At 67.6% G+C, this 17,433-nt stretch carries 18 protein-coding genes; 11 read left to right on the top strand and 7 right to left on the bottom strand.

Translation table 11 applies throughout. The features are described from left to right. Positions 1-41 precede the first annotated feature (41 nt). Positions 42-827 (bottom strand): oxygen-binding di-iron domain-containing protein, encoded by a 786-nt coding sequence (locus tag ACXI0U_RS03070; protein ID WP_021217701.1) that lies wholly within the window; start codon positions 825-827, stop codon positions 42-44. A gap of 475 nt (positions 828-1,302) precedes the next feature. After that, positions 1,303-2,187 (bottom strand): acyl-CoA dehydrogenase family protein, encoded by an 885-nt coding sequence (locus tag ACXI0U_RS03065; protein ID WP_374979980.1) that lies wholly within the window; start codon positions 2,185-2,187, stop codon positions 1,303-1,305. Between the two features lie 138 nt (positions 2,188-2,325). On the opposite strand from ACXI0U_RS03065, the gene olsB reads away from it, so the two are divergent. Together olsB and ACXI0U_RS03055 are read left to right on the top strand one after the other, a co-directional pair. Beyond that, on the top strand, positions 2,326-3,096 hold the full coding sequence (gene olsB / locus ACXI0U_RS03060; protein WP_021217564.1) for an L-ornithine N(alpha)-acyltransferase: 771 nt from the start codon (positions 2,326-2,328) through the stop codon (positions 3,094-3,096). Positions 3,097-3,110: 14 nt separating this feature from the next. After that, positions 3,111-3,884 carry a lysophospholipid acyltransferase family protein gene (locus tag ACXI0U_RS03055; RefSeq protein WP_271660155.1) on the top strand — a complete coding sequence of 258 codons (774 nt, stop codon included), beginning with the start codon at positions 3,111-3,113 and terminating at the stop codon, positions 3,882-3,884. A 3-nt stretch (positions 3,885-3,887) separates the two neighbouring features. Here ACXI0U_RS03055 and ACXI0U_RS03050 read toward each other — a convergent pair whose 3' ends face one another. Together ACXI0U_RS03050 and ACXI0U_RS03045 are read right to left on the bottom strand one after the other, a co-directional pair. Further along, positions 3,888-4,748 carry a universal stress protein gene (locus ACXI0U_RS03050; protein ID WP_271660154.1) on the bottom strand — a complete coding sequence of 287 codons (861 nt, stop codon included), beginning with the start codon at positions 4,746-4,748 and terminating at the stop codon, positions 3,888-3,890. A 70-nt stretch (positions 4,749-4,818) separates the two neighbouring features. Further along, positions 4,819-5,400, bottom strand: coding sequence for an acyl carrier protein phosphodiesterase (locus tag ACXI0U_RS03045; RefSeq protein WP_479549710.1), 582 nt, complete (start codon positions 5,398-5,400; stop codon positions 4,819-4,821). Between the two features lie 141 nt (positions 5,401-5,541). Here ACXI0U_RS03045 and ACXI0U_RS03040 point away from each other — a divergent pair, with 141 nt between their 5' ends. Genes ACXI0U_RS03040 through ACXI0U_RS03030 form a run of 3 tightly spaced genes read left to right on the top strand, consistent with a single transcriptional unit; the run spans position 5,542 to position 8,125 of the window. Next, positions 5,542-5,850 carry an ArsR/SmtB family transcription factor gene (locus tag ACXI0U_RS03040; protein WP_021217560.1) on the top strand — a complete coding sequence of 103 codons (309 nt, stop codon included), beginning with the start codon at positions 5,542-5,544 and terminating at the stop codon, positions 5,848-5,850. Positions 5,851-5,896: 46 nt separating this feature from the next. Next, positions 5,897-7,060, top strand: a complete 1,164-nt coding sequence (locus tag ACXI0U_RS03035; RefSeq protein WP_184488740.1) for an MFS transporter — start codon at positions 5,897-5,899, stop codon at positions 7,058-7,060. Positions 7,061-7,075: 15 nt separating this feature from the next. Continuing rightward, positions 7,076-8,125 carry an alkene reductase gene (locus ACXI0U_RS03030; protein ID WP_431483600.1) on the top strand — a complete coding sequence of 350 codons (1,050 nt, stop codon included), beginning with the start codon at positions 7,076-7,078 and terminating at the stop codon, positions 8,123-8,125. Between the two features lie 328 nt (positions 8,126-8,453). Here the strand turns inward: ACXI0U_RS03030 and ACXI0U_RS03025 are convergent, their stop codons facing one another. After that, positions 8,454-9,296, bottom strand: coding sequence for an ATPase (locus tag ACXI0U_RS03025; protein ID WP_479549709.1), 843 nt, complete (start codon positions 9,294-9,296; stop codon positions 8,454-8,456). 314 nt (positions 9,297-9,610) lie between these two features. Here ACXI0U_RS03025 and ACXI0U_RS03020 point away from each other — a divergent pair, with 314 nt between their 5' ends. Beyond that, a complete protein-coding gene (locus tag ACXI0U_RS03020) occupies positions 9,611-9,871 on the top strand; it encodes a hypothetical protein (protein WP_021217930.1) in 261 nt (86 codons plus the stop codon). An 8-nt stretch (positions 9,872-9,879) separates the two neighbouring features. Here the strand turns inward: ACXI0U_RS03020 and ACXI0U_RS03015 are convergent, their stop codons facing one another. Beyond that, a complete protein-coding gene (locus tag ACXI0U_RS03015) occupies positions 9,880-10,869 on the bottom strand; it encodes an NAD-dependent epimerase/dehydratase family protein (protein WP_479549708.1) in 990 nt (329 codons plus the stop codon). Positions 10,870-11,043: 174 nt separating this feature from the next. On the opposite strand from ACXI0U_RS03015, the gene ACXI0U_RS03010 reads away from it, so the two are divergent. Continuing rightward, the gene (locus ACXI0U_RS03010; protein WP_479549707.1) at positions 11,044-12,102 is read left to right on the top strand and encodes a saccharopine dehydrogenase family protein; all 1,059 of its coding nucleotides are present in this window, start codon (positions 11,044-11,046) and stop codon (positions 12,100-12,102) included. 1 nt (position 12,103) lies between these two features. On the opposite strand, the gene ACXI0U_RS03005 is transcribed toward ACXI0U_RS03010, so the two are convergent. After that, positions 12,104-13,000, bottom strand: a complete 897-nt coding sequence (locus ACXI0U_RS03005) for a LysR family transcriptional regulator ArgP (protein WP_162164710.1) — start codon at positions 12,998-13,000, stop codon at positions 12,104-12,106. Between the two features lie 91 nt (positions 13,001-13,091). Between ACXI0U_RS03005 and ACXI0U_RS03000 the strand changes: the two genes are divergently transcribed. From ACXI0U_RS03000 to ACXI0U_RS02985, 4 genes are all read left to right on the top strand, one after another. Further along, on the top strand, positions 13,092-13,499 hold the full coding sequence (locus tag ACXI0U_RS03000) for an ACT domain-containing protein (protein ID WP_043241214.1): 408 nt from the start codon (positions 13,092-13,094) through the stop codon (positions 13,497-13,499). Between the two features lie 3 nt (positions 13,500-13,502). Continuing rightward, the gene (locus ACXI0U_RS02995; protein ID WP_043241216.1) at positions 13,503-14,105 is read left to right on the top strand and encodes a LysE/ArgO family amino acid transporter; all 603 of its coding nucleotides are present in this window, start codon (positions 13,503-13,505) and stop codon (positions 14,103-14,105) included. A 206-nt stretch (positions 14,106-14,311) separates the two neighbouring features. Beyond that, positions 14,312-14,893, top strand: a complete 582-nt coding sequence (gene sodB / locus ACXI0U_RS02990) for a superoxide dismutase [Fe] (protein WP_111263062.1) — start codon at positions 14,312-14,314, stop codon at positions 14,891-14,893. Between the two features lie 389 nt (positions 14,894-15,282). Further along, positions 15,283-17,349, top strand: a complete 2,067-nt coding sequence (locus ACXI0U_RS02985) for a putative bifunctional diguanylate cyclase/phosphodiesterase (RefSeq protein ID WP_043241223.1) — start codon at positions 15,283-15,285, stop codon at positions 17,347-17,349. Positions 17,350-17,433 lie beyond the last annotated feature (84 nt).

The raw sequence follows: 17,433 nt of genomic DNA, 5'->3' as shown, positions 1-17,433 counted from the left end.
ACGTGCCGCTTCAAGGGACATTCGGCGCGAAAGGTCAGTGCTCAGCGCGGCAGGCGGTAGTCGTCCGGGCCCATCAGGTCGAGGCCGCATTGCAGGTTCTCGATCCAGTAGAGGAAGGCGCTGATCATTTCCTTGCCCATGAAGGGCCGGCCGTGTTGCGGCACGATCATTTCCACATCCATCTCGCGGACCATGGCGGCCCACAGGCGACAGGCCTTGTTGCCGGCCATGTAGCGGCGGTGGAAGCCCTCCATCTCGGGCACGTGGTTGACGAAGTCGCGCACCGGGTTGGCGTCATCGACCATGGACGCGCCCATGTCGCCGGAGAAGAGGATCTTGCTGATCGGGTCGTAGATCTGGAAGTTGCCCACCGAGTGCAGGAAGTGCGCCGGCACCGCCTTGAGGTTGCAACGCCCCAGCGGGATCGACTGGCCACGGTCCGGCAGCGCGATGATGCGGTCGTAGGTGGAGATGCCGTGGCTGATGGCCAGGTAGTTGGCCGTCAGGTGCGGCAGGAAGCGCGCCCAGAGCTTGGAGCAGATGACCTTGGCGCGGGTGTGCAGCAGCCACTTGTCCAGCGACGCGATGATGTCCGGGTCCTGGTGGGAGGCGAAGATGTAGGTCAGTTCCTGCAGCGGGATGTGCTTGGACAGCTCCAGCGACAGGGGGGTGTAGGTCAGGTCGCCGCCCGGGTCGAGCAGCAGGTATTGCTCGTGGTCGGTGATCAGGAACTGGTTGGACTGCACGCCATCGCCACTGACCAGGTCATCGAACATCAGGCATTGGTGGGTGCCGTTATCGAACAGCACTATGGGTTCACGCCGCATGGAAACCTCGAATTGGTTGCTGCGGCCAGCATCGTGGTTGTGGATTTTTCCCGTACTGACCTGAATCAAGCGAACCCGGCGTCAAGGGCGAAAACGTCGCAGGGGCGGGCGCTGCGTCGCGATTGGCGTGGAGCGATGTGCGGCGGGCGATGAGCCGCCCTGCACGGAGATGGGGCCGGCGTAGGGTGGAGGACGCTTTTTTCCTCCACCAGGCGAGGGCCGGCGGGGCTCCGACGGCGTCGGGTTGCACCCGACCTACCGGTGCGTGCCGTAGGTTGGCGCCGAGCGCAGCGAGGCCCAACGGTGCAATGGTCGGCCGCGCGGTGTTGGGCTTCGTGCCTCAGCCCAACCTACGGGGTCCCGTGCCCCGGCCAGCCTCGATTTCCTTCCAGAGGTCCGGCCGGGCCCCCGATGATGGGTTTCGCGTAGCTCTACCCATCCTACGAACCCAGCCCAACCTACGGAGTTCTGCGGTTCAGCCCAGGCCGAGGCTGGCGCGGGCTTTTTCCAGGCGTTTGGCGCGGGGGCCGACGGCGAGGCTGAGCACGCCCTGGTCCCGTTGCCACAGCGAGGCCCATGCCTGCGGGCCGTTGGCGAGGGCGCTTTCCAGCTCGGGGCGCAGGCCGTCGAACTGGGCGAACAGGCCGGCCAGCATCAGGTGCATCGTCGGGCTGGTGGCGCACAGCCGGGAGACCTCGGCGGCGCTGCCGAGCAGCCCCAGCAGGCGCAGTTGCAGGGGCTCCGGCCAGCCGCTGTCACGGCCGACGCCGAGCAGCCAGCCGCCCATGGCGGCGAGCACGTGCAGGTCTTCGATGCTGCGGAAAGGCTTCACGTAGGCGTCCCAGCCATCGCCGGCCAGGCGCTCGCAGTGGGCGGCATCCAGGTGCAGGCGGGCGTGGGGGATGTCCGGCATCAGCGGCAGCGACGGCAGGGTCTCGATGCGCACGCCCGGGGCGCCATTGCGCACCACCACCAGGGCCAGGCGCGGCGGCTGGCCCTCGGCCTCCTCGCGGGCGGCCACCAGCAGCCAGTCGGCGGCATCGGCGGCGGTGACGAAATCCTTGCGCCCGGACAGGCTCAGGCCGGCCAGGCGGGTGTGCATGTCAGCCGGGCGGGTGCTGCGACTTTCGGTCACGCACAAGGCGCCGAGGCTTTGCGGCGCAGAAGGCCAAAGCAGGCGCAGGGCCCCCTGGTAGCCGGCGAGGAAAGCCAGCCCCGGGGTCGCCGCGAGCCGGCCGCCGAGCACCGCCAGTTCGAAGGGCGAGGCCTCGCCCAGGCGCTCCAGCAGTGCGCCGTACCAGTCCTCCAGGGGGGCTGCGGGCAGGCGGTCGTTGATCTCCAGCAGGCGTTGCCAGGTCATTTCAGGCTCCTTTGGTCGCTGTCATTCAAGCATCACGGAAACGTCATGGTGGTGACACCGGGTCTCCCTAGCCTGACTTTGCACAACAAGATCGACCGGCTGCAACCGGGATCTAGCCGGCTAACGGAGGCTTTATTCATGACCCAGATCGCAATGACCCGCGACAACGCCGCCCGCGGCGAAAAAAGCCCACGTCGCCTGCAGGCCGAGCGCCTGACCGGCGTCGCCGCCCTGCGTGAAGCCCAGGCCCTGCGCTACCGCGTGTTCAGCGCGGAGTTCGATGCCAAGCTCAAGGGCGCCGAGTTCGGCCTAGACATGGACGACTACGACCCGCACTGCATGCACATCGGCGTGCGCGACCTGGACAGCGATTGCCTGGTGGCCACCACCCGGCTGCTGGACCACCGCGCCGCCAACGATATCGGCCGCTTCTACAGCGAAGAAGAATTCCAGCTGGTGGGCCTCGGCGAGCTGCAGGGCCCGGTGCTGGAGATCGGCCGCACCTGCGTCGACCCGGCCTACCGCAATGGCGGCACCATCGCCGTGCTCTGGAGCGAGCTGGCCGAAGTGCTTAACGAAGGTGGCTACCGCTACCTGATGGGCTGCGCCAGCATCCCCATGCAGGACGGCGGCATCCAGGCCCAGGCCATCATGCAGCGCCTGCGCGAGCGCTACCTGTGCACCGAACACCTGCGCGCCGAGCCGCGCACCCCGCTGCCGGCGCTGGAGCTGCCCGGCAACGTCATCGCCGAGATGCCGCCGCTGCTCAAGGCCTACATGCGCCTGGGCGCGAAGATCTGCGGCGAACCCTGCTGGGACCAGGACTTCCAGGTCGCCGACGTGTTCATCCTGCTCAAGCGCGACGAGCTGTGCCCGCGCTACGCCCGTCACTTCAAGGCGGCGGTCTGAGCGGAGGCGACGGCATGAGCAAAGTACGCCTGTACCTGCGCATCGCCCGTCTGCTGGCGGTGGTCGGCTTCGGCCTGCTGCTGGCGTGCTGGGTGGTGATGCTGGAACGCCTGTTCCGTGGCCGCGACATCATGATGCGGCGCCAGCGCCTGACCCGCTGGTTCCTCGCCCGCCTGGCCGGTGCCCTGCCCTTCCGCGTGAAGGTGACGGGCGACGTACCGCGCCAGCCGATGCTGTGGGTGTCCAACCATGTGTCCTGGACCGATATCCCGCTGCTGGGCATGCTCGCGCCGCTGTCGTTCCTGTCCAAGGCCGAAGTGCGCGCCTGGCCCATCGCCGGCTGGCTGGCGCACAAGGCCGGCACGCTGTTCATCCGCCGGGGCGCGGGCGACAGCAACCTGGTGGGCCAGCAACTCGCCCGCCACCTGGGGCTGGGCCGGCAACTGGCGATCTTCCCCGAAGGCACCACCACCGACGGCAGCCTGCTGCGCACCTTCCACAGCCGCCTGCTGACCAGCGCCTGCGAGACCGGCGTGGCGGTGCAGCCGGTGGCGATCCGTTACCTGCGCAACGGCCAGCGTGACGAGATCGCGCCCTTCATCGGCGACGACGACCTGCTTTCGCACCTGCTGCGCCTGTTGGGCAGCGAGGTGGCCGAGGTGGAGATCAACCTGCTGCAGCCCATCCCCAGTGCCGACCTGAGCCGCACGCTGTTGAGCCGCCAGGCCCACGGCGCGATCCAGACGGTGCTGTTCGGTGAAGAGGCCGCCGAGGAGCTGGCGGCCTGAGCCTCAGTCCCGCATCGGCGGGACGGCGAGGATGTCGCACTCGAATTCGCGCAGCGCCGCATCGGCGACGCTGCCGATCAGCACCCGCTTGATCCCGCCCATGCCCCGAGTGCCCAGCACCAGCAGGTCCGGTGGCGAGTCGGCCATGACCCGCCGCAGGATGGTCATCGGCAGCCCCTCTTCCACCCGTTGCTCCCCCACCACGCCCTGCAGGCCCTGCTCTTCGAGGAAGCCGGCCAGGTTGAGCCGCGCATTGCGCTCTTCGCTGGAGAGGTGATCGTCGAGCATCGGGGTGGTGATGCCGGCGTTCATCAGCATCACCCTGGCGAAGGGTTCGTAGGCGTGCACCGCCCGGCAACGCGCGCCATCCATTAGCCCCAGCGCCTTGGCCGCGCGTACGGCGCGGGCCGAGGTGGGCGAGAGGTCAAGGGCCAGCACCAGGTCGCGGTAGGAGGACTCGGGCTCGCGGTTGACCACCAGCACCGGTTTCTCGCAGGTGCGCACCACGCGCTCCAGGGTGGTGCCGACGAAGACGTCGCGCAGGGCGTTGCGTCGGTGAACCCCCATCACCAACAGGTCGATATCGCCCCAGCGCGCGCATTCGGCGATGCGCGGCGCCGGGTCACCGGTCTCCACCCAGATTTCCGGGGCACGGCCGGCCAGCTCGGTGAACTCATCGCGGCGCGCCTCGAGGTACCGGCAGATCTGCTCCACCTCCAGCTCGACGCGCAGCTGCGGCTGGTCGCTGTCCACCACATGGAGGATGAACCAGGGGCAGTCGAACTGCCGCACCAGGCTTGCGGCGCGCAGCAGGGCACGCTCGGATCGCGAGGACAGGTCGGTCGCCAGCAGCAGGGACTTCATGGGGGCACCTCCGTAGGCAGATAGCTACGGATATTGCACGCCGGTACGGGGTTGCAGCGCTTGATGCAGGTCAAGCCGGGCGGGATGCCTCGCGGGCGAAGCCCTGCAGCTCGGGATAGAAACGACGGAAGGTCTCGCTGAGTGGCTGGTACAGCTGTTCGATCTCCTCATAGGCGCCATCCAGCAGGCCGGGCCGGGAAAAGCGTCGCGACATGCCGACCAGCACCTGCTCGATGATCTCGAAGTCTTGGTAGCTGCCGAGCCAGTCCTGGGCGGCCATGCGCGGGGCGATGAAGGCCAGCCGCTCGGGCAGCGCCGGCTCCTCGGCCAGCACCCGGTAGACCTGGCCGGTGAAGGCCGGTAGCGGCACCTCGGCATAGCGCCGCCAGTCCCGCGCCAGGCAGTGGTCGAAGAACAGGTCGAGGAGGATGCTGGCCACGCGGCGGCGCGAGGCCGGGAACAGCGCCTTGGCCTCGGCGGTGAGCGGGTGGGCGTCGGTGAACACGTCGATGCGCCGGTGCAGGCGGATGCCGGCCTCGATGTCCGCCGGCCAGCGCCCGTCCAGCGGCCCCTTGACGAAATCGCCGTAAAGGCTGCCGAGCAGTTGGGCGGGCTGGTCACCGCCGAGGTGCAGGTGGGCGAGGTAATTCATTGGCCAAGCTTACGCCTCTAGCCGAGGGCGCTTCCATCAGCCGGCGTGATGAAGACTATCGGCACAAACGATCCTGTATCGTTTTTAGCCGATATATAGTTCGTCCATTCCCGATATGGCTTCACCCGGAACCACGAAGCAATGACCACGCCCATCGACATCGACGAAATCATCAAGGCCCTCGCCCACCCGGTGCGGCGCGAGATGCTGCAGTGGCTGAAAGACCCGCACAAGCATTTCGTCGAGCAGGACCACCCGTTCGAGATCGGCGTCTGCGCCGGCAAGTTCGACCAGCGCACGGGGCTTTCGCAGTCCACCGTTTCGGTGCACCTGGCGACCCTGCAACGCGCCGGACTGGTCACCAGCCGCAAGGTCGGGCAGTGGAACTTCTTCAAACGTAATGAAGCCGTAATCAGTGAATTCCTTCGCCAGATGAGCGACCAGCTCTAGGCCTTCGACTACCTGCCACCACCCACAATCTTCCAGGAGCAGGCCAATGCCGACTTCGCTTCTCGTCCTCGCTTTGTCCGCGTTTGCCATCGGCACCACGGAATTCGTGATCATGGGCCTGCTGCCCGACGTCGCCGCCGACCTCGGCGTGTCGATTCCCGGCGCCGGCTGGCTGGTCACCGGCTACGCCCTGGGCGTGGCCGTGGGCGCCCCGTTCATGGCCATGGCCACCGCCCGCTTCCCCCGCAAGGCCGCGCTGCTGGCACTGATGGGCATCTTCATCCTCGGCAACCTGCTGTGCGCGGTGGCCGCCAACTACGAGCTGCTGATGCTGGCACGGGTGGTCACCGCCCTCTGCCACGGTGCCTTCTTCGGCATCGGTTCGGTGGTCGCCGCCAGCCTGGTGCCGGAGAACCGCAAGGCCTCGGCCGTGGCGCTGATGTTCACCGGGCTGACCCTGGCCAACGTGCTCGGCGTGCCCCTGGGCACCGCGCTGGGCCAGGCCGCCGGCTGGCGCTCGACCTTCTGGGCGGTGACCCTGATCGGCGTCGCCGCGCTGATCGGCCTGTGGCGCGTGCTGCCCAACCGCCATGACGAAGAGAAGGCCGACATGCGCCGCGAACTGGCCGCGCTCAATGGCGCGGGGCTGTGGCTGGCGCTGTCCACCACCGTGCTGTTCTCCGCCGCGGTCTTCTGCATCTTCACCTACGTGGCGCCGCTGCTGGGCGAAGTCACCGGCGTCTCGCCCCGTGGCGTGACCCTGAGCCTGCTGCTGATCGGCCTGGGCCTGACCCTGGGCAACGTCATCGGCGGCCGCCTGGCGGACTGGAAGCTGGCGCAGACGCTGATGGGTGTGTTCGTCGCCCTGGCCATCGCCTCCACCGTCCTGAGCTGGACCAGCGCTGCGCTGATCCCCACCGAGATCACCTTGTTCCTCTGGGCCACGGCCGCCTTCGCCGCCGTGCCCGCCCTGCAAGTCAACGTGGTGGCCTTCGGTGCCGGTGCGCCGAACCTGGTCTCCACCCTCAACATCGGCGCCTTCAACGTGGGCAACGCCCTCGGCGCCTGGGTCGGCGGCCTGGTCATCGACCAGGGCCTGGGCCTGACCCGCGTCCCCCTGGCCGCAGCCGTGCTGGCGATTCTCGCCCTGGTCGCGACCGTCCTTACCTTCAGTCAACGCAAACCCGAGCTGGAAACCGCTCTCGACTAATCCGAGGTGTATCCCATGGCAACGCTTTTCGATCCCATCAAGATCGGCGAACTGGAACTCGCCAACCGCATCATCATGGCCCCGCTGACCCGCTGCCGCGCCGACGAAGGCCGCGTGCCCAACGCGCTGATGGCCGAGTACTACACCCAGCGCGCCTCCGCCGGCCTGATCATCAGCGAGGCCACCTCCGTGACCCCGCTGGGCGTCGGCTACCCGGACACCCCCGGCATCTGGAGCGACGAACAGGTCAAGGGCTGGAGCAACATCACCAAGGCCGTGCACGCCAACGGCGGCAAGATCGTCCTGCAGCTGTGGCACGTGGGCCGCATCTCCGACCCCAGCTACCTGGACGGCGAAACCCCGGTGGCGCCGAGCGCCATCGCCGCCAAGGGCCATGTCAGCCTGCTGCGCCCGCTGCGTGACTACCCGGTGCCCCGTGCCCTGGAAACCGAAGAGATCGGCGACATCATCGAGGCCTACCGAGTGGGCGCCGAGAACGCCCAAGCCGCCGGTTTCGACGGCGTGGAACTGCACGCCGCCAACGGCTACCTGATCGACCAGTTCCTGCAGGACAGCACCAACAAGCGCAGCGATATCTATGGCGGCTCCCTGGAGAACCGCGCACGCCTGCTGCTGCAGGTGACCGATGAGCTGATCAAGGTCTGGGGCGCCGGCCGCGTGGGCGTGCACCTGGCACCGCGCGCCGACTCCCATGACATGGGCGACTCCAACCGCGCCGAGACCTTCGGCTACGTGGCCCGCGAACTGGGCAAGCGTGGCGTGGCCTTCATCTGCGCCCGCGAGAAGGTCGCCGACGACAGCCTGACCCCGAGCCTGAAGGAAGCCTTCGGCGGCGTGTTCATCGCCAACGAGCGCTTCACCAAGGAGCAGGCCAACGCCTGGCTGGCGGAAGGCAAGGCCGATGCCGTGGCCTTCGGCATCCCCTTCATCGCCAACCCCGACCTGCCGGCCCGCCTGGAGCAGGACGCCCCGTTGAACGAGCCGCACCCGGAAACCTTCTACGGCAAGGGCCCGGTCGGCTACATCGACTACCCGCGCCTGTAAGCGGCACGCTGGCGATAAAGCAAAGCCCCGGCCCACAAAGCCGGGGCTTTTTCATGGCTGTGGATACGTGCGGGCAACGGAAGAGCCGCCGGCCAACACGAACCGTAGGATGGCGTAGAGCGCAGCGAAACCCATGTGGTGGAGGTGGCACGAACCCTTGGGCGCCCGGAAAGGGTCGTGCTTGAGCGCTTGCATTAAAACCACAACAGCTAACGCAAACAGAGCCAATGAATTCGCCCCAACAGGGTGCCCCCGGCGGCATTGCGATCCGTCGGGGCACAAAAAAGCCCCGGTCCTGGCGGAGCGGGGCTTTTCGCTACAGCACGGATCAGCGGGCGTTGATCTGCTGCTGCAGGTTCTGCACCTGGCTTTGCAGGGTGCTGATGTTGCGGGTCATCTGCGCGCGGAAGGCGTCGAACTCGGCGGTGTTGCCGCCCACGTTCTGCGCCGGGGCCGGGCGGTTGTCGAGTTCACTGCGCAGCACCAGCAGGTCCTGCTCCAGGCTCTTGATCGCCTGGTTGGGGTTGCCCTGCTTCTTCAGCGCGTCGATTTCAGCGGAGAGGGCCTTGAGGCGCTCGTCGACCTTGGAGGAATCACCCTGGGCGGCCTTGAGCTTGCCCTGTTCGTCGGCCAGGCCCTTGAGGCGACCATCGAGCTGGCCGGCGGCGCCTTCCTGGGACTTGATGTCGGCGGCGAGCTGGTCGACGCGCTTGCCCTGCCCGCCGATCTGGGTATTGAGGCTCTGCTGCTGCTTGCCCATCTCGGCGACCTTGGCCTGCAGCTGCTTGAGTTCGAGCTTGAGGGATTCGCTGCCGGTGGTGACGTTGGATTCGGTGGCGACCACCTTGCCGCTGATGTCCTGGATGCGACCGGCGGCTTCCTCGCTGATGCGGGCGAAGCTTTCCTGGGTGGCGACCAGTTGCTGCTCCATCAGGGAGATCTGCTGGAAGCTCCACCAGCCGAGACCGCAGAAGGCGATCAGCAGCGCGCCGATCAGGGCCCACAGCGGGCCGGTGCTGGGCACCTTGACCGCCGCTGCATGGCCGTGGCTGGCCCCACGGGCCGGTTGAGCATGGTGGGCATGGCCCTGCTGGCCGTACTCGTCGCGATCCCGGGCATCGGTAGTCAGGCTGGGAACATCGTCCAGTTCATCGAGAGCATCGTTACGCATGGTAGACCTTCGGAAGAGAGCGCTAAGGGCCGTGGCTGGCCACAAGTGCGCGAGTATACCGCTTCGTTGGGGCGGCATCAGCGTCGCGCCAAGCTGGTGCGAATCCGCACTGCCGCGGGGCGACGCACGGTCGATCGACCCGCTGCAGGCCCCAGGGTTCCTGGGGGCGTGAACTGGTACGCACTTTGCTATCACTGCAGTGAGGTGTCTTGGGGGCACCTCAACCAGGCGGGCCCATGCAGTAGGGGCCCGACGCTCCGCCGGTCGGGGAAGACAGGGACGGGGCTCTCTTCTGATTCATGGGGGGATTACGCGTGGAACTGACCAAAGCCGTACTGGACTGCATGCAAACCCTGCGTCGGCAGATTCGCGACGAGCAGGCCCTAGATATCCGTCTCAGCCAGCCCGACGCCATCCAGTCGATGCTCAAGGCCTGCGCCGATTCCCGGCAGGCGAACATCATCAGCCTGGGCGAACGCCTCAGCGAACTCACCGGCATCCGCGTGCAGAAGGTGCTGAGCGAGGAAGAGCTGATCCGCAAGTACACTCAATACGCCGGCCCGCTGCGCGGCTGAGCCGCGCCTCAGGGCTGCTGGGCCTTCCACCAGGTGCAGAACTCGTCCAGTGCCGACCAGACGCTGGCCGTGGGCTCGTATTCCAGGTAGTGCCGCGCACGGCTGATGTCGAGGGAGAAGTCCCGCGCCATCACCGCCACGCCGAGGCGGAACAGCGAAGGCTCCGGGCGCCCGGGCAGCACCTTGCAGACGGTCTCGTTGAGGGTGGCCGCGCCATAGGCCAGGCCGAAGGGCAGGTGCCGGGTCACTGGCGGCAGGTCGAGGCGGCGCAGCACGTAGTTGACCACGTCCCACAGCGGCACCGGTTGGCCGTTGCTGATGTTGTACACCTTGCCCAGCGCCGGGCCCGCCGCCAGCAGGCCGCTGAGCAGGACCTCGTTGAGGTTGTGCACGCTGGTGAAGTCCACCTTGTTCAGGCCGTTGCCGATGATCGCCAGGCGGCCCTTGCGCTGCATGGCGATGAGCCGCGGGAAGATGCTGGTGTCGCCGGCACCGGTGACGAAGCGCGGGCGGAAGGCGATCACTTCCAGGCCGAATTCCTCGGCGGCGAAGACCTTCTGCTCGGCCAGGTACTTGGTGGCGCCGTAGTGATCGGAGAAGCGCTTGGGCACCTGCTCCTCGCGGATGCCCACGTGGGAACGCCCATCGAAGTAGATGGAGGGTGAGGACAGGTGCACCAGGCGGCGCACCTTCTGCTTGAGGCAGGCTTCGACGATGTTCTCGGTGACCTCGACGTTGGCCTGGTAGAAGTGCGGGTAGCTGCCCCAGACGCCCACCGCGCCGGCGCAATGCACCACGGCCTCGACGTCGCGGCAGAGTTCGCGGGCCAGGTCGGGGTCGGCCAGGTCGCCCTGGACGAACTCGGCGCCACGCTTGACCAGGTGCTCCACGGCTTCCGGGCGCCGGCCGTTGATGCGCACCGACATGCCCTGCTCCAGCGCGAAGCGGGCAAAGCGCCCCCCGATGAAGCCGCTCGCCCCGGTTACCAGAATCTTCATTGCCTATCCCCTGTTCTCGTTATGCCTGCGACTCTAGCAGCGCGCGCCGGATGGCGCCGTGGCGTCGCGAGCCAGCCGCCCGACCTTGAAAGCCAAGACGCCCAACCTTGGTCCGGCATCACGTGGCGCGGACCCGGCTAGTCTTGTCGGCCACGACAACGAGGGAGACGCGGCATGGGTGAAACAACCTGGATGATCTACGGCGCCAATGGCTACACCGGCCAGTTGGTGGCCGCCGAAGCGGTGCGCCAGGGCCTGACGCCCATCCTGGCCGGGCGCAACGCGAAAGAGGTGCAGCGTATCGCCGACGAGCTGTCGCTGCCCGCCCGCCCCTTCGACCTGGCCGATCCGGCGGCCAGCCGCGCGGCACTGGCCGGGGTCAGCGTGGTGGCCCATTGCGCCGGCCCCTTCTCCGCCACCAGCGCGCCGATGATCGAGGCCTGCCTGGCCAGCGGCTGTCACTACGTGGACATCACCGGCGAGATCGCCGTGTTCGAACAGGCCCGCGCCTATGACCTGCTGGCCCGCAAGGCCGGCCGGGTGGTCTGCCCCGGCGTGGGCTTCGACGTGATTCCCACCGATTGCGTGGCCGCCTGCCTGAAGCAGGTGCTGCCGGATGCCAGCCACCTGGCCCTGGGCTTCGACACCGGCAGCGGCCTGTCGCCGGGCACCGCCAAGACCTCGGTGGAGGGCCTGCGCCTGGGCGGCCAGGTGCGCCGCGATGGCGAACGGGTGGGCGTGCCCCTGGGCTACCGCCAGCGCCGCATCGATTTCGGCCGTGGCGCGAAGAACGCCGTGACCATCCCCTGGGGCGATGTCGCCACCGCCTACTACTCCACCGGCATCCCCAACATCGAGGTGTACCTGCCGGCGCCACCGGCGGCGGCCCTGGGCATGCGCCTGATCCACCCCCTGCGCGGCCTGCTGGGCGGGGCGGCGGCGCAGACGTGGCTCAAGGCCCAGGTGGACAAGCGCGTGCGCGGCCCCGATCAGGCGACCCGCGAGCGGCTGCGCACCTGGGTCTGGGGCGAAGCGCGCAACGCCGCCGGCGAGGTGCGCACCGCCCACCTGGAAACCGCCAACGGCTATGAAGTGACCGTCCACGGTGTGCTGCTCGCGGTGAATCACTTGCTGGCCCATGACGGCCCCGGTGGCTACGGCACGCCGTCGCGGCTGTTCGGCGAGCGCTGCGTGGAGCGGCTGCCGGGCAGCGGAGCGATCCGTATCGCCTGATTCAGTCCTGCACCAGCCAGCGGTCAGCGGCACGGGCCAGGTGCTCGGTGAGCTGGCCGAGCAGTTCGCCGCCATGGCGCCAGTGGTGCCAGTAGAGCGGTACGTCGATGGGGCGGTCGGGGATCAGCTCCAGCAACTCGCCTCGCGCCAGTTGGCCCTGGACCTGGTGCTCGGGCACCAGGCCCCAGCCGAGGCCGCCTTCGGTGAGGCGCACGAAGCCCTCGGACGAGGGGCAGAGGTGGTGGGGGAAGCTGCCAGCGATCCCCAAGGATTCCATATAGCGGTGCTGCAGCAAGTCGTCCGGGCCGTAGACGATGGAGGGCGAGCGGGCCAGCGCCGCCGGGGTCACGCCACCGGCGAAATGCCGGGCGATGAAGGCCGGGCTGGCCAGGGCGCGGTAGCGCATGGCGCCCAGGGGGATGCTGCGGGCGCCGGCCACCGGGCGTTCGGCGCCGCATACGCAGCCCGCCACCTCGCCGGCACGCATGCGCTTGAGGCCCACGTCCTGGTCTTCCACCACCAAATCCATCAACACGTCGTGGCGTGAGCAGAAGTCGCCCACCGCCCGCGCCCACCAGGTGGCCAGGGTGTCGGCATTGAGGGCGATGCGTAGGCGCTCGCGGGGGCCGCCTTCGTCCAGGGCCGGCACCTGGGACTGCAGGTCGCGCTCCAGCAGGCGCACCTGTTGCACATGGTTGAGCAGGCGGGTGCCGACATCCGTGGGCGTGGGCGGCGCGGCGCGCACCAGCACCGGCTGGCCGACCCGCGCCTCCAGCAGCTTGATGCGCTGGGACACCGCCGATTGCGACAGGCCGAGCACCTGCGCCGCACGCTCGAAGCCGCCCTGCTCCACCACCGCCGCGAGGGCGGCCAGCAACTTGTAGTCGAACAAATCGATTTTCCTAATAGGGGATCAGCATGATTTGTTTTTCTTATACACGCCCGCCCCCCAGACTCGCCACATCTCCCCTCCGCACAGGACCGCCCCCATGGCTGGCGAAACCTCCCTCGCGCTGCTGATCCGCAGCATGTCCCCCGAACTGAACCCGGGCGACTACGTGTTCTGCACCCTGGCCGACGCCACCGCGCTGCAGGGGTGCGAAACCCTGGGCAGCTTCCGCGAGCGCGAGGGGCTGACCGTCATCCTGCGCCGCGAGGACGCCGACCGCCTGGCCCTGGCTTACGACTACGTAGCCGCCTGGATCACCCTGGAGGTGCATTCCTCCCTGGCGGCCGTGGGCCTTACCGCAGCCTTCGCCGGCGCCCTGGCCCAGGCGAACATCAGTTGCAACGTCATCGCCGGCTACTACCACGATCACCTGTTCGTCGCCCGCGACGACGCCGAACGCGCCCTCTCCACCCTGCGCGCGCTGGCCGCCAGCGCCGGGGAGGCCTGAGCCATGTGGCAGAGCTACCTCAACGGGATGCTGGTGGCGGCGGGGCTGATCATCGCCATCGGCGCACAGAACGCCTTCGTCCTGGCCCAGAGCCTGCGCCGCGAGCACCACCTGCCGGTGGCCGCGCTCTGCGTGCTGTGCGACGCGGTGCTGGTGTGCGCCGGGGTCTTCGGCCTGGCGACGCTGCTGGCGCAGAACCCGACGCTGCTGGCCATCGCCCGCTGGGGCGGCATCGTCTTCCTCAGCTGGTACGGGGCCAAGGCCCTGCACCGCGCGCTGCGTCCACAGACCCTGGACCAGGCCGCCAACACCGGCCCGCGCTCACGCAAGGCGGTGCTGCTGGCGGCCCTGGCGGTGACCTTGCTCAACCCCCACGTGTACCTGGACACGGTGCTGCTGATCGGCTCCCTCGGCGCTCAGCAACCGGTGCCCGGGGCTTACGCCCTGGGCGCTGCGAGCGCGTCGCTGATCTGGTTCTTCGCCCTGGCGATCGGCGCCGCCTGGTTGGCGCCCTGGCTGGCGCGCCCGGCCACCTGGCGCCTTCTGGACCTGGCCGTGGCGGTGATGATGTTCGCCATGGCGGCACAATTGCTGAACGGTCTCTGAGCAACCCTTGTCGAACCCTTCGCGCACAGTTCAAAGGCCCTGGCGCCGGGATTTCCACACGTTTGCTGCGTGGTTATGCCGCAGGGCCGATGCTATGATCCGGGCTTCGCGGCGAAAAAAGAGTACAAACTCGCAGCCGCCCACCGGCCGCCCGTGAACGGCCTCGCGCCCCGCGCACAAATCCAGACCTGATGAAGGAGATAGACATGGCTTTTGAATTGCCGCCGCTGCCGTACGAGAAGAACGCCCTCGAGCCGCACATTTCCGCCGAGACCCTGGAATTCCACCACGACAAGCACCACAACACCTACGTCGTGAACCTGAACAACCTGGTTCCGGGCACCGAATTCGAAGGCAAGAGCCTGGAAGAGATCGTCAAGACCTCCTCGGGCGGCATCTTCAACAACGCAGCCCAGGTGTGGAACCACACCTTCTACTGGAACTGCCTGAGCCCCAACGGCGGTGGCCAGCCCACCGGCGCCCTGGCTGACGCCATCAACGCGGCCTTCGGTTCCTTCGACAAGTTCAAGGAAGAGTTCAGCAAGACCTCCATCGGCACCTTCGGCTCCGGCTGGGGCTGGCTGGTGAAGAAGGCCGACGGCTCCCTGGCCCTGGCCAGCACCATCGGTGCCGGCTGCCCGCTGACCAGCGGCGACACCCCGCTGCTGACCTGCGACGTCTGGGAACACGCCTACTACATCGACTACCGCAACCTGCGTCCGAAGTACGTCGAGGCGTTCTGGAACCTGGTCAACTGGGACTTCGTAGCCAAGAACTACGCTGCCTGAGACCCGCTCCAGCTCCACGGAAAGACCCGGCCCTAGCGCCGGGTCTTTTCATTTGCGCAGCCGAAATCAACGCGCGCCGGAGCGAAGCTTGCAGTGCATCTGCCGGCAGACGACGAACGGCTGGAGACGCCGGGAGGCGCCGTCCGCCGGATCGCCGGGGCATTCGCCCAGGCTGTGCCAGAATGAAATCCGTCGAACGGCATTAAAGCGGGGAGCCAGCGCACCGACACAGTGCAGGCTGGGACAAGGTTCGTCCGAAGAATGTGCCGGCTGAGAACCGGACAAGGTGAAAATCCGCGCATTTGCGTAATGGCCCTTTGACGGCTATCTCGTGTTTGCCAATACTCAAGCGGTCTGACGCCTACCGGCATCGAACAAGGAATCCCTACTTGAAGCTGGATCTCAAACACAGCTTGTCACTGAAGTTGCTCCGCGTGGTGCTCCTGTCCGCGCTGGTGGTCGGTGTAGTGCTGAGCTGCGCGCAGATTGTGTTCGACGTCTACAAGACTCGGCAGGCGGTGGCCAACGATGCCCACCGCATCCTCGGCATGTTCCGCGATCCCTCGACCCAGGCCGTCTACAGCCTCGATCGGGAGATGGGCATGCAGGTGATCGAGGGCCTGTTCCAGCACGAGTCGGTCCGCTTCGCCGCCATCGGCCACCCCAACGAGCCCATGCTCGCCGAGAAGTCGCGCCCGCTGATGGAGCTGCCGACCCGCTGGCTCACCGATGCCATCCTCGGCAAGGAACAGAACTTCACCACCCAGCTGGTGGGCCGCGGCCCGTACAGCGAGTACTACGGCGACCTCAACATCACCCTGGACACCGCGCCCTACGGCGAGGACTTCGTCGTCAGCTCGGTGATCATCTTCGTCTCCGGGGTGCTGCGCGCCCTGGCCATGGGCCTGGTGCTCTACTCGGTCTACCACTGGCTGCTGACCAAGCCGCTGTCGAAGATCATCGAGCACCTCACCAACATCAATCCCGACCGCCCCAGCGAGCACAAGCTGCCCATGCTCAAGGGCAACGAGAAGAACGAACTGGGGTTGTGGATAAACACCGCCAACGAGCTGCTGGCCTCCATCGAGCGCAATACCCACCTGCGCCGGGAGGCGGAGAACAGCCTGCTGCGCATGGCCCAGTACGACTTCCTCACCGGGCTGCCCAACCGCCAGCAACTGCAGCAGCAGTTGGACCAGATCCTCGATGACGCCGGCCGCCTGCAGCGCCGCGTCGCCGTGCTCTGCGTCGGCCTGGACGACTTCAAGGGCGTCAACGAACAATTCAGCTACCAGACCGGCGACCAGTTGCTGATCGCCCTCGCCGACCGCCTGCGTGGCCACAGCGGCCGCCTCGGCGCCCTGGCCCGCCTGGGTGGCGACCAGTTCGCCCTGGTCCAGGCCGATATCGAACAACCCTACGAAGCGGCCGAACTGGCCCAGAGCGTGCTCGACGACCTCGAGGCGCCCTTCGCCCTGGAACAGCAGGAAGTGCGCCTGCGCGCCACCATCGGCATCACCCTGTTCCCGGAAGACGGCGACAGCACCGAGAAGCTGCTGCAGAAAGCCGAACAGACCATGACCCTGGCCAAGAGCCGCTCGCGCAACCGCTACCAGTTCTACATCGCCAGCGTCGACAGCGAGATGCGTCGTCGGCGCGAGCTGGAGAAAGACCTGCGCGAAGCACTCAACCGCAACGAACTGCACCTGGTCTACCAGCCCCAGGTCGACTACCGCGACCACCGCGTGGTGGGCGTCGAGGCGCTGCTGCGCTGGCAGCACCCGCAGCACGGCTTCGTGCCGCCGGACCTGTTCATCCCCCTGGCCGAACAGAACGGCATGATCATCCCCATCGGCGAATGGGTGCTGGACCAGGCCTGCCGCCAGCTGCGCGAATGGCACGACCAGGGCTTCAGCGAACTGCGCATGGCCATCAACCTGTCCACCGTGCAGCTGCACCACGCCGAGCTGCCACGGGTGGTGAACAACCTGCTGCAGGTCTACCGCCTGCCGCCGCGCAGCCTGGAAGTGGAAGTCACCGAGACCGGCCTGATGGAGGACATCTCCACCGCCGCCCAGCACCTGCTGAGCCTGCGCCGCTCCGGCGCGCTGATCGCGATCGACGACTTCGGGACCGGCTACTCGTCCCTGAGCTACCTGAAGAGCCTGCCGCTGGACAAGATCAAGATCGACAAGAGCTTCGTCCAGGACGTGCTCGAGGACGAGGACGACGCCACCATCGTGCGCGCCATCATCCAGCTCGCCCGCAGCCTGGGCATGCAGGTGATCGCCGAGGGCGTGGAGACCCAGGAGCAGGAGGCATACATCATTTCCCAGGGCTGCAACGAGGGGCAGGGCTACCTCTACAGCAAACCCCTCCCCGCCCGCGAACTCACCGGCTACCTCAAGCAGGCCCGCCGCCTGACCAACGCCGCCTCCAACCCCGCGACGCTCTGAATCCCGGCCATGAAAAAGCCCGCCTCGATGGCGGGCTTTTTCATGGTTGCCGTTCGGCTTCGTGCGTGCCCTTCCCGGGCTGAA

The sequence above is a fragment of the Pseudomonas sp. C9D1 genome (assembly GCF_056491235.1).
The sequence above is the reverse complement of the archived record's forward strand: the minus strand, read 5'-3'. Positions and strand labels throughout refer to the sequence as shown.